Annotated in this window: 7 protein-coding genes; all 7 read right to left on the reverse strand. The window is 37.0% G+C overall.

All coding sequences use genetic code 11. The annotated features are described in order from the left end of the window. Window positions 1-410: 410 nt before the first annotated feature. The gene (locus E0I26_RS08185) at window positions 411-1,964 is read right to left on the reverse strand and encodes a putative Ig domain-containing protein (protein WP_131916006.1); all 1,554 of its coding nucleotides are present in this window, start codon (window positions 1,962-1,964) and stop codon (window positions 411-413) included. A 98-nt stretch (window positions 1,965-2,062) separates the two neighbouring features. Beyond that, window positions 2,063-4,201 (reverse strand): alpha-galactosidase, encoded by a 2,139-nt coding sequence (locus E0I26_RS08190; protein ID WP_235831743.1) that lies wholly within the window; start codon window positions 4,199-4,201, stop codon window positions 2,063-2,065. 168 nt (window positions 4,202-4,369) lie between these two features. Next, window positions 4,370-6,547 carry an alpha-galactosidase gene (locus E0I26_RS08195; protein WP_131916008.1) on the reverse strand — a complete coding sequence of 726 codons (2,178 nt, stop codon included), beginning with the start codon at window positions 6,545-6,547 and terminating at the stop codon, window positions 4,370-4,372. Between the two features lie 151 nt (window positions 6,548-6,698). Continuing rightward, window positions 6,699-6,857: a hypothetical protein gene (locus tag E0I26_RS16720; protein ID WP_165929429.1), complete on the reverse strand. Its 159-nt coding sequence runs from the start codon at window positions 6,855-6,857 to the stop codon at window positions 6,699-6,701. Between the two features lie 217 nt (window positions 6,858-7,074). Further along, window positions 7,075-10,326 carry a glycoside hydrolase family 2 TIM barrel-domain containing protein gene (locus tag E0I26_RS08200; protein ID WP_205728785.1) on the reverse strand — a complete coding sequence of 1,084 codons (3,252 nt, stop codon included), beginning with the start codon at window positions 10,324-10,326 and terminating at the stop codon, window positions 7,075-7,077. Window positions 10,327-10,894: 568 nt separating this feature from the next. Then, the gene (locus E0I26_RS08205) at window positions 10,895-12,568 is read right to left on the reverse strand and encodes a sodium/sugar symporter (RefSeq protein ID WP_131916009.1); all 1,674 of its coding nucleotides are present in this window, start codon (window positions 12,566-12,568) and stop codon (window positions 10,895-10,897) included. A 25-nt stretch (window positions 12,569-12,593) separates the two neighbouring features. Continuing rightward, window positions 12,594-13,643 (reverse strand): UDP-glucose--hexose-1-phosphate uridylyltransferase, encoded by a 1,050-nt coding sequence (locus E0I26_RS08210; protein WP_131916010.1) that lies wholly within the window; start codon window positions 13,641-13,643, stop codon window positions 12,594-12,596. Between the last annotated feature and the right edge of the window lies 1 nt (window position 13,644).

Below are 13,644 nucleotides of genomic sequence, written 5' to 3' on the forward strand. Positions count from 1 at the left end.
TTCCGGACAGGTTTATGAGTGTGATGCTATTTTAGTTTAGAATTTACCGGAATAAATACACTACTTGAATTATAAAGCGTACGCGTTTCAGTATGTTTTTGTCAAAAAAAGTTTGTAGAGAGAGGCTTTAATTTCGCAATAAAACCTAAATTACAACCCTAATAAATACATCTTGTGGCTTCCAATTTTAATAATTTTTTGAAAAAACTAACCGGAGCCATTCCTAAAGAATACAGAAAAATGCTAAAAACTAAGGTTTAAAATAAGCTGTAAACATCACTATTCAGGGCAACCATTTTTAAAATAAATCACTTATAGAATGTGATTTTGTCATTTCGACGAAGAAGAAATCACATCATGTGATTCAGATCATGTGATTCCTCCTTCGTCGGAATGACAGAAACATGGTATTACTCCTGTTTTAACATTTGCAACATCACTATTCCGTGAGCCGGAATATTTGTTTCAAATTCATTTTCAAAAATGCCTAAATCTTCTTTTTTCCAAAGATTGCGCATTTTGTATTTCCCCTTCAATTGAAGTGCGGAAAAAGGGAATTTCGTCTGTATCGTTTCATTCGACAGGTTTAATAATCCCAACGCCAGACTACCGTCTTCCAGCTGTTTTACCCATAATTCCGTGTTATCTAAAGTAGTTAGCAAAGAAGCCGCTTTACCCAATGCATCTTGGTTCACTGCGATAATTTCCTCGTTGGTCAATAAACCGAGCGTGGCATCATCGAGCTGTTCCATGTCAGTGCCTATTAATAAAGGAGCGCTCAACATACACCACATACTCATTACCGTTTTTTGCTCCTCAAATGTCAAACGATTCTTTCCTGCCTTGCCAGAATTTTGCGCTCCCACTGCCCCTACCTGCAATATATCTGGATCATTCCAATTACCCGGTTTCACAAAAGCTGATTTATCGGATAGTTTTTTAAAAGCATTCCGCACTGATTCCCAAGTGTCGTGTACATCATCTCCAGTACGCCAAAGCTGGCCACCACTTTCATTGCCCCATTCCCAGACATTCCCCATCCCATACTGACAAAGAGCATGGATGACATCTCTTTTTTGGAGTTGCAAAGCGTCTGACATTTTACGGTAAGGCTTAATCAATTCTTCTTTGGTATTGCTTTTGGCAAAAGAACCATAACTGCACCAATCGTATTTTAAATAATCAAACCCATTGTCCGCAAAAAATTTTGCATCCACCAATTCATAGCCATAGCTACCTGCTACACCGCCACAGGTAATCGGTCCCGGGGAACTGTAGATACCGGCCTTGAAGCCCATTTGGTGCATGATAGTCGGGAATTTTTTGATATTGGTAAAATAGGAATTGGGCAACAATTCCCCTTTTGGACTCCTCATTTCTCCTTGCCTTTCGGGAAGATTATCCGGCCCTTCATAATACCCGTATACTTCTTTCGCTCCTGATTTAAGTTGTTTCCATACGGAATCATTTTTATTGGGCTGATTGGTCCAAGGATCATCAATCTCAATAACACTCCAGCCGTAATTCTGTAAGCCTTTCTCTTTCATGATTTCGGCAGAACGGATTACTTTGTCTAAGGTTACATTGCGTCCAAAACTATACCAACTGCTCCATCCCATCGGTGGTGTTAATGCCAACTTATCACCAATTACCAATGTAAATGATTTTGAAACCTTCCCAAATTTGTTTTTGGCCACTAATTCGATGGAATATTCTCCTGCATTTTTTATGGTTCCCGAAATAACTCCGTTCGACTTATTAATCCTGACTCCTTTCGGTAAATTCTTCACCTCAAACTCCATAGGCCTTACTCCACTGGCCGGAATAGTGTACATAAACTCTTTCCCTGGGCTGGCTCCATATAACCTTGGCCCATTAATTTTTGGCTGTGCAGAAATTTGTTGTGCTTCTGAAGCCCATCCAAAAATTAAAGAGAACAATAAAAAGGCAAAACTTATTTTCATGCTATTATTTTTTTTAACTTTATTTCAATAACCAAACTTAAGTACGGAAATGATTTTAGAATCAATTAGTTCCTCTTTTAAGGTTTAGGTTTTCTAAATTACAGAGCGGTCACTTTTAAAACAACACTTTTTCTGTAGCTATTAGCTTCAGGATTGAAACCAACTTTCATCAGAAAATCTCCAGAATAAACTTTGGTGCTGTCAATGGGTGATTTTGTACCTGGATATAAGTTAATTTCTTCTATTTTGTATTTTTTAGTTGGGTCTAATCCTTTTAGTTTAATAGGTAATATAACGCCATTTGTAAAAAGGGTTGCCACGTGATAGTTAAAAACAACTGCTTGATCTTTCGCATCGTTTACATAAGCAATCGAAGCAATTTTATTCTCGTATGGATCTTGTAACCTGTATTGTTGGCCATGCCAAACAATGTCTTTAAAGCTGTTATAGGTTCTAACGGCATTTTGGCTGAACAACAAATCGTTTTTGCTCAACTCATTTACACGAACATCATAACCCAATTTACCCATCATGGCCACATCAGTTTTAAATTTAATAGGTTGGTTGCCCATATCGGTGATGTGATTATCACTTGCGATAGAAGGGAAATAATATGAATATTCCCATTGGATAAAAATACGATCGAAAGGATTGGTATTATCACTTGGCCAAAATTCGGTAAAATATTTTAGTGCGGCATAATCTACTCTCGACCCTCCACCAGCGCAAAGCATCATTGGTGTTTTTGGATATTTCTTGCGGATTTTTTCTAATACACTATTCAACCCTCTGATATATTCTATATAAAAATGATCTTGGTTTTTTAAGGTTGGAGAATTAGCGTTATAAATTAACGAATTGCAATCCCATTTAATGAAAGCTAATTCTGGCACTTCTTTAAATACATCATCAACGGTTTTGAAAATGAAATCCTGTACTTTAGGGTTGGTTAAATCCAATACCAACTGATTACGCATATAAAATTCTTTTCTCTCTGGCTGTCTAATAATCCAATCAGGATGATTTTCATATAATTCGCTTTTAGGGTTCACCATTTCTGGCTCTAACCAAATACCAAATTTCACACCATTTGCAGTAGCTTCTTTACCTAAAGAGCTGATACCGTTTTTCAGTTTTTGTTTATTGTATTGCCAATCGCCAAGTCCAGAGGTAGCACCGTTTCTTGGGTATTTATTCCCAAACCAGCCATCATCTAATAAGAAAACATCAACACCCAATTTTTTGGTATCTTTGGTCAGTTCGTTCAATTTCTCGTCGTTGAAATCGAAATAAGTAGTTTCCCAATTATTTAAAATGGTTAAACGTTCGCCTTTTCCATCAGCTAGTTGGTAATTTCTTGCCCAGTTTTGCAAGTTCCTGCTTGCTAATCCTTTTCCGCTTGATGAGTAGGTGTAAACAAAACGAGGTGTAACAAAATTTTCGCCTGCTTTCAACGTATAGTTTGATGAAAAGTTGTTGATGCCTGCAGTAATTCTTAAGTAATATTCATCGAAAGTTTCAAAATCAAGCTTGAAGTTTCCTGTCCACTCCAAAGAACCGGCAATTACCTCGCCCATATCTTCTGTTGCAGGCTGATCAATAGAGACCATGAAAGATGAAGAATGCAACAAGTTTGTTCTGGTACCCAGTTTTGAGTCTATCGTTTTAATGCCGTGCAACAATTGTTGCTCTTCTGAGCGCATTTCGCGAACAGCACCGCTGTAATGGTTTTTTAGAAAAAATTTCCTGCCACTTAGGGTAAGATTGGCCGAAGCGTATTTATTTAATACAACGGTGCCTTTTTCATTATGCTTAATCTCAGCCCATTGTTCAATTACATCTTCTTTAAAATAAGCAAGGTAATGCAAGGCAACGTCAAATTTATATTTGGTGTCTGTTAAACGCACAATGGTTAGCTTTCGGTTATCGTCTAATTGCTTCTCTTCAACCGAAGCAAAAGTAAGCACGGTAGATTTATTTCCATCGCCATGTGTTACGCTTAAGCTAGGCTCTAAAAGGTTAAGCGAACCCGAAGCGATGTAAGCTTCGCGTTTGTTCAAAAGATCATCAGAACCCGGCTTGTATTTGTCCAGGGGTTGAATATTTGGATATTCTGCTGTGTTTTCAAGTTTTTTACCAATATATGTTGATAGCAGGTTATTGTCTTTGTCTGTTTCTAAAACCAGTACGTTGCTTTTGGTTGTAATCGAAATTGTTTTTTGAGCAAAGCTGTTCATTGCGACGAATATTAACAATAAGGGTGTAAATTTGTAGGTCATGATTACTAAAATAGATGGTTTATATTTATTAGATTTTTTCCGCAAATCAAATTGCGAATGTTTAAGTATTTACAATATTTGTAATTTTATTTAATCAATTTGTTAATAGCATGCTTTTTATAATTTTCACTCCGCTTCATTTATCTCCAATACGGAACTTTTTAAGGATTGTTGCATATACCAATCCAGTCCGACTTTCATTAAATAATCACCACTGAATATTTGTCCGTTTTGCTTGAATTGGGGTTTAGCGTCATCCATCAAATTAATTTCTTTCACTATATATTTCTTTGCGGAATCCAGCCCTTTCAATTGAAGTTTTGGAAAAACATCTCCATACTTTGGATGCAACGAAAAAGCAAACAACACTGATTTTTTCTTTGTTTCATCCACATACATCAATGAAGCCGCCAAATTATCGTATGGCGCCACTAATCGATATACATCGCCATAACCAATTACATCCTGCAAACGTTTATAGTTTTGAACAGCTTGCTTACAATAGTTCAATTCGTCATCTTTGAGATGGCTTAACTGTATATCAAAACCAAGCTTGCCCATCATGGCCACATCGGTCCTGAATTTAATGGATTGATTGCCCCATGACGTAACATGGGCACAAACTGCCGCCGCCGGAAAGAAATAAGAATACCCCCATTGAATAAAAATACGGCTCAGCCCATCGGTGTTATCACTTGGCCAAAACTCCTGCATGTATTTCAGTCCGCCATATTCGGCGCGGCCACCACCGCCACTGCACCACATCATTTCCAGATCAGGATAATTAGCTCTTATTCTTTTCAACACATTATAGAGCCCATCCACATAATCCACATACAAATTAGTTTGTTTGTTTTTCAGATAAGAAGAATACGCATTGGTCATGTAACGGTTGCAATCCCATTTAATATAAGCGATATTGGGATTTTGTTTCATCAGGTTATTGACCACGGCAAATACATGCTGCTGTACTGCAGGATTGCTAAGATCCAATACCAATTGTGTGCGTCGTAAATTTTCGTCGCGATTGGGCAATTTTAAAACCCAGTCAGGATGTTTTTCATACAGCTCACTTTTAGGATTCACCATTTCGGGCTCGACCCAAATGCCAAACTTCACTCCTTTTTTCTCAGCTTCTTTCACCAAATATCCAATCCCATCAGGTAATTTGGTTTTATTCACATCCCAATCTCCCAAACCAGCATCGTCATTATTGCGTGGATACTTATTCCCAAACCAACCATCATCCAACAAGAACAGATCAACCCCTAATTTTTTGGCATCATCAAAGAGGGTTACCAATTTATTTTGGTCAAACTTGAAATAAGTAGCTTCCCAGTTGTTTAACAAGGTTTGTCGCTGTTGTTTTCCTTTCCATATTCCATAATTCAAAGCCCAGCTATGAAGATTGCGACTGGCCTGACCTTTTCCTTTTGCAGTATACGTATAAATAAAAGCGGGCGTAGTAAAGGTTTCGTTAGGCTGTAAAGTATAGGTTGATGCATAAGGGTTGATGCCGGAATTGATCTGCAACAAATGATCTACATCTTCGCTATAGCGTATATTTTCAAACAACAAACGATAATTCCCGCTCCATGCCAATGTACCCGCCAAGACTTCCCCGCTTTCTTCTTCAGCCGGTTTATTGATGGATAGCATGAACGACGGAAGATCGAAATTGGTCGCTCTTGCCCCTAATTTCGACTCGATTGTTTTAATGCCTTCGGGTAATTGCACTTCCTCCATTCGCATTTCATTGGCCCAATCACCAAAAAAATGGCTCAGCCAATATTTATCCCCTTTTAATTGCAAGGCCGCTGATGAATATTGGTTCAACAATACCGCCTTTTTTTCTTTATGCAAAATGGTCGTCCATTGTTCCATAACATCCTCCTTTGCATAGGTTTTGATGTGCAGGGTTAGTTCAAACGGATAAACCGGGTCTTTCAAAACAATATGGGTTGTGCTTACATTGTCATCCATTTTTTCAACTGTATGCTTTACATATTGTAATTGCAGTGAGGGATTACCATCCGCATGAGTTACCTGAATGGCCGGGTCTCTTACATAGTTTACACCGCCAGTTGTAAAAGCATCTCCGGGTGGTGTAGCCATTTTTTTATAATCATCCCGAAATAATAAAGAGACACCAAAATACACTTGTGACAATTGCTTTTTAGTATTCACCCGGTAAACCAATGCCGTATTTTTAGTTTGCAGAATAATTTCCTCGGGAACAGTTTGCGCCTGAAGAATTAAAGAACTTAATACTAGCAATAGTATTGAAAAAATATTTTTTATCATGGTGTTTTTTGATTTCTTATAATGCAATTGTCTTCTAATGTTATCACTATTTTATGTTGTTTTCATTCCTTTTACGTTCGAGAAGCTAACGATATTCATCTCTGCTGATTTCACATTTCCTTTTTCAAACGGAATAATTTGGTTTCATGACTCAGTACTGTACCATTCTTTTCTTTCCTATCACTTTATGGTGCCATAAATCCCTTATTCCGTAATTCTTATTTAATCCCAATTCGGCAAAATTTATTTTTGAATTCCGGGTAGTTTCCGGACGGTTTAAAATTGCGATGGCAAAATCATCGTTGATCAAAACTTCTAAAGTTTCCCCTTTAGTTTTCAGAATTTATTTGATTTTGCTTCAATCAATTATTTTTTTTTAATTCTATTTTCACGATATCCGAACAGGCTATATTACTATCATGCTCCTTTTTTGACTTTATCAAAAACATGTGACTGCCTCTTTATTACGAAAAAACAAAAAGAGGAGAAAATATAGTATTTCCTTCCTCTTTTTTGGCACTAATTCATTATTCAAATTTCATCCAATAGCTGTAGTTGTAATTTTTAAAAGGAATTCTGTATTTTTCCATTGGCCAGGCTCCCCAGCTATCCATTCCCTGTAAACCGGTTTGCTGCAAGTCCATGTGCAGGTAGATTTCGTTCCTTTTATTGAGTTCCCCGCTATGGTATTGTTTCTTTTGAGCTTCAGGATCTAAATCATCCAAGTTATAAGGCAAGGCCGAAAAACTCAATAAATTGTCCACAAATGCAAATTGTATTTTTCTTCCCTTTGCATTACTGAAACTTACCCAGCGTACTTCTGTTTTGTTACCACTTTCTTGAGGCCTGGCATAAGGATAATATTGTTCCTCCACTGATTGCTGGAATTGACCGATGAAAGTATTTGTTTTTCTGTCCCAATAATTCTCACCCGGACCACGACCGTACCAATTGATTGTATTGAAATTTTTATTGATAACCAAATCATTTCCAGCTCTCATCAATAAAGGATTTTTTCCCTTGATGGCAGTAAATTCATTATCAACTTTTATGCTTCCATCGCCGTAAACCGTAAATATTTGTTGGTGTGAGGCTTCTCCGTCAACCAATTTCGTTGTGAATTTTACCTGCGCCGAACCATCAGTATTCTTTGAAACAACAGCTTGCATTTCGGTACCATTATCATAAGCATTTCTCCATTTTCTTAAGCTCGTATTAAATCCTGCTCCAATATCATTATCAGTTGGAGCTCTCCAGAAAGAAGGTTTTGGCCCTTGTTCTATAAACTGCTCGCCTTTGACACTATAACCAGACAAAATTCCTTTTTTCAAATCGAAAACAACTTCAAATTTATCTCCTGAAATGGTACACTGTTCTTTCGTTTCTTTTAATTGCAAAACCTTTTTTGAACTCGGCATAAAAACAGTTGCCGGAAGCGTTTTCAATATCAATTGCTCAACAGCGATTTCATATTGTTTAGGCAAGAAAGGCTCTTCGGTTTTTAGAGAATAATACACATTCAACTGGTATTCTTTATCCGTTTTTTGAACCGTTTTGATGGCCAATTTAAAATCATTTTCCGCTTGCGGCTCTAATGAAATCGTGTTAATGGTACCGTTTTCTTTGGCAATTCCATTCTCCATTAATACCCAACGCATCATCACATTATCCAGGTTTTTAAAGAAAAAACCGTTTTTAATTGTAATGGTGTTGTTACCAACGAATTTTGTTTTAATGTTTTGGTGCGCTTTTTTCACTTCCAAAGCCATTGGTGTAATTTCACGGTATGCCGTAACCACTCCTTTTACACAGAAGTTATTATCGCTTAAATTTTCGTCAACCGGCCCTTCCAATGGGAAATCTCCACCATACGCCTTAATGCGTTTGCCGTTCTTAACCGTATCAATAGATTGGTCAATCCATTCCCAAATAAATCCTCCCTGTAGTTTAGGGTTGTTTTCTACAACATCCCAATAATCTTGGAAATTCCCCAAACTATTCCCCATAATGTGAGCATATTCACTTTGGATATTTGGTATTCTGGCATCACTTTTTGAATATTTCAACAAATCATCCGGAGACATATATTGCGGACAAAAAATCTCTGAATAATGAGTATCATTCGGTTTCTCATAATTAATGTCTCTTTCATACTGGATTGGCAAAGTCGTTTCCTTTCTCAACCAATCGTAAGCTGCGTAAAAATTAGTACCATCACCCGCTTCGTTTCCTAAAGACCAGGTCACCACACTTGCATGATTTTTGTCTCTTTCATACATGCGTTGAATACGTTGCAGATGCGATTCTTTCCACAGCGGATTGTTAGCCAATGTTACATCTAAATCATAACCCAAACCATGTGATTCAATATTAGCTTCATCAACAACATACAAACCAAATTCGTCGCAAAGTTCCATCCAATACGGATCCGGCGGATAATGCGAATGACGAACGGCATTGACATTCAGTTTCTTCATCATCTCCATGTCCTTTCTCATATCTTCCTTGCTGAGCGTATGCCCATTAGTTGGATGATGCTCATGTCGGTTAACCCCTTTTATGAAAACCCGTTTACCATTAACTAAAAAATCAGCTCCTTTAATTTCTATTTTTTTGAAACCAATACGAAGTGGTACCACTTCCTTCACTACTCCTTTAGCATCTTTTAAAGTGATGTACAAACGATACAAATAAGGCGTTTCCGCGGTCCATTTTTGGGCGTTTTTTATAGTGGTTTGAAATTCAACATTCGTTTTATACTTCCCTAATATGGTTTTAAAATCCTTAGTTTTGTCATGATAAACAACATTTCCTTTGGCATCCTCCAAGCTTACTTCAACCGTTAGACTGTCTTTCTTGCTGTATAATCCTTTTTCGGTTTTGTAACTGGCAATTTCTGTATTAATACTAAGTAATCCATTGGTATACGTATCATCGAGTGTACTGATAATTTTTGTGTCACGAATATTCAACTTCTCGGTGGTATATAAAAAAACGTCTCTTTCAATCCCTGAAAAACGGAACATATCCTGACACTCTAAATAACTGGCATCACTCCAACGATATACTTGAAAAGCGATTAAATTCTCCCCAGCTTTGACAAATTTGGTGATGTCAAATTCGGCAGCCATCTTACTGTCTTCGCTATACCCTACTTTCTTTCCGTTTACCCACACAAACAGACACGATTTTGCGTTACCTACATGAATAAAAACCTGTTTTCCTTTCCAATTGGCAGGTAAATTGATTTTTTTGCGATAAGAACCTACGGGATTGTTATTAGCAGGAATATCGAATGGCGGATTCATTTTTGCATAACGCAAATTATGACCGGCAAAATCATACGGCTGGTTCACATAAATAGGCAAACCATACCCATTCACTTCCCAACTGGCTGGTATGCGAAAATCCGTCCATTTAGTATCATCGTAAGCAAGTTCGAAAAAATTTTGCGGACGCTGGTTCGGGTCTTGTACCCAATTAAATTTCCAACTCCCGTTTAATGAAAAAAAGTTAGCCGACTTTTCCCTATCGTATTGTTTGGCTTTTTCCATATTTTCGAAACCAAAAGCGCTATTTCGCATTGGCATTCGATTCAAGGAAACGATTTCAGGATTTTGCAGTTCGGCAGGCAGCTGCGCAAAAATATTTACTGATACTAACAAGACAACAATCGCCATTCTTGTTTTTTTCATGTTTCCAAAAATGGTGATTCCTTTCGATTTCTGTACCTTCCTACTTTTGCTCCACATTGTTTTCATCATTATATTTATATCCATTTTAGTTTTATGTATTAAGGCAATTCATGCCGCTTCTCTTTTCATTTATTACATTATCCAAATCTTCTTAGACTATATTCCATATTTGCAAATACTCTATTTATAGTGTCTAAACCTATTTTTTACCCATTGTACCTGACTTCTTGAAAACTCAGTTCACGCAAATTTTTGATTTCATTTTTATAAATTCAAAAATATAACAGTTCCTCTAAAATATATACCAGTACCTACCAGTTTTTTTTATGGCATGTGTAAAAAAATTACTCAATTCAAAAGAATCCCGAAATACTATTTTTTAATTTCAAGCTAAAGCCGATGCTACTAAAAGCTTCATATTATCAGTCAAACCAATGGCAATTAATGTATTACAAAAATCAAAACGGCATAGTTTATATTATTTACCCCTCAAAAGATAAACACTGTAAGCTATGCCGTTTTTGTAAACCCAAAAATAAATTTGAGATGTGCTGCGGGACATTATAAACCAATCCTCTTTTATCAAAAAAATGACAAAAAACGACACGTAATACTTCTATTAAAAAAAATCCCACCTGCATAAAATTATTTCTTACCAGAAAAAGGTATACAAAGCAGCTAGGACAGCAACTATAATCAAAGATCCTACAGTAAATCCTGGCGAAACTTTAAACATAGATTTATCAACATCCAAGCCATTTGTTTTAACGCCTCTTTGTGTTTCATAAATACTTATCACATACATTCCAATGACACATATCAAAAACACAAATCCCATACGATCCATGAATGGTATTTCATAAACACCTTCTGCATTTGGCACTGAAAAGCCCATGCCATTTAGAAATGACAAATCAACAAAATGAGGCATGAATTTGAACACTATCGACATTAAGAAACCGCCAATCATAGCAAACATAGCTGCATTAGATGTGGTTTTTTTCCAAAAGAATCCTAAAATAAACATGGCAAAAACACCCGGACTTACAAAACCGGTATATTCTTGAATGTATTGAAAACCCCCTTTTTTGTCAATTCCTAAAAATGGCGCTACAATAACGGCAATAATCATAGCCGCAATAATGGTCATCTTCCCAATGTTTACTAATTTTTGTTCACTTGCTTCAACGTTTAATTTTTTCTTATAAACATCTAAAGTAAAAATAGTAGCGATACTATTCGCTTTTCCTGCCAATGAAGCAACAATAGCCGCGGTCAAAGCGGCAAATGAAAGCCCTTTTAATCCTGTAGGCAACAAATTCAACAATACTGGATAAGCACGATCAGGATTCAAACTTCCATCTTGTAATAATTCTGTCTGAAAACTTCCATTTTGATAAAGAACATAAGCAGCAATACCAGGTAATACTACAATAATTGGCATTAATAATTTTAAGAACGCAGCAAATAAAATACCACTTCTGGCCGTTTTTAAATCAGCTCCAAGGGCTCGTTGCGTTATATATTGATTACAACCCCAGTAATTAAAATTCATAATTAACATCCCTCCTATTAATACGGATAATCCGGGAAGATCCATATAATTCGGATTTGATTTATCAAAAATCATGTGAAAATGGCCATCGGCTTTTTCAGTCATTAAATTAAATCCGTTGATTACTCCAGTAGTTCCGAATTTTTCAGAAACCAAATTAAGTGCCAAATAAGTAGTTGCCAGACCTCCTAAAATCAAGAAAAACACTTGAACAACATCAGTATACCCAATTACTTTCATTCCTCCAAGGGTAATCATTACAGCAAAAAGAGCTAGAAAAACCATACAAAGGGTAATATTTAAACCTGAAATACTACTCACGGCAAGTGCACCTAAATAGAGAATCGATGTTAAATTGACCAATACGTAAAGTAACAACCAGAAAACAGCCATAATCATGGCAACATTACCATTGTAACGCTGGTTTAAGTATTGTGGCATGGTCGAAATTTTATTTTTCAGGTACACCGGCATAAAAAATATTGCTACAAAAACCAAGGTTAATGCCGCCATCCATTCATAAGTTGCAATGGCCAATCCTAATTTGAAGCCACTCCCGCTCATTCCTATAAATTGCTCGGCACTAATATTACTGGCAATCAAAGAGGCACCAATTGCCCACCATGTTAGCGAGCCTTCAGCAAGAAAATAATCTTTGCTACTGGCTTGCTCTTTCTTTTTTCGGTTGTAAATCCACAATCCATAACCAACAATGGTTATGAAATAGAGGAAAAAAACAATGTAATCATTGGTTGACAATGTTTTATGCATAATTTCGGTTTAAAAGTTAATTGATTTATTTGTTTTTATAATGCGTATCTGAAATCGCTTTCAATATCGAAGCACTCTTCTCGGGTGTAATATCCCTTTGTGATTCGCCGAGCATTTCGTAACCCACCATGAATTTTTTTACCGTGGCAGAACGCAACAAAGGCGGATAAAAATGCATATGAAATTGCCATTCCGGATGCGATACCCCATCGGTTGGAGTTTGATGAATTCCTGACGAATACGGGAATGATGTCTCGAAAAGATTATCATATTTGGTAGTCAATTGTTTCAAAATCGTTGAGAAAGCGGTTGTTTCGTCCAAAGTGAAATCGGTAATTTTCCCAAAATGGCGCTTACTGATGATCATCGTCTCGTAAGGCCAAATGGCCCAAAAAGGAACGAGCGCCACAAAATGATCGTTCTCGATAACAATTCGTTCGTCTAGCTTTAATTCCTCCTGCAAATAATCCTGCAACAGATTGCTTTGGTGTAAATCGTAATAGGTTTTCAGGTTGTTTTGCGTTTTCTCCACTTCGGTAGGCAAGGACGATTGCGCCCAAATTTGACCGTGCGGATGTGGATTACTACACCCCATGACGCTTCCTTTATTTTCAAAAATCTGGACATAATTGATATAATCAATCTTGCCCAAATCAATGTATTCTTTTTGCCAGGTTTGAATGATATTTTCAATGCCATCTACCGTCATTTCGGGCAACGTCAGGTTGTGCTTTGGCGAAAAGCAAACCACTCTTGAAATACCTCTCTCGGGTTGTGCTTTGAAAAAAGTCTCCTTAATACTGTCCTCAAAAAGAATTTCCTCCTGCTTTAGTGCGGCGAAATCATTTTCGAAAACAAAACTATTTTCATACTCAGGATTCGTCATGCCATTGGCCCGAATATTTCCCGGACACAAATAACAGGTGGGGTCATATTCAGGCAATGCGTCAGAAGCTACCGTTTCGTTTTGGCCTTGCCAAGGTCGTTTGGCACGATGCGGAGAAACCAAAACCCATTCGTTAATTAATGGATTGTAGCGTCTGTGCGGATCTTCGTTGATATCGAAATTTTTCATT

This window comes from Flavobacterium rhamnosiphilum (assembly GCF_004349195.1).
In the GTDB taxonomy this organism is placed as follows: Bacteria; Bacteroidota; Bacteroidia; order Flavobacteriales; family Flavobacteriaceae; genus Flavobacterium; species Flavobacterium rhamnosiphilum.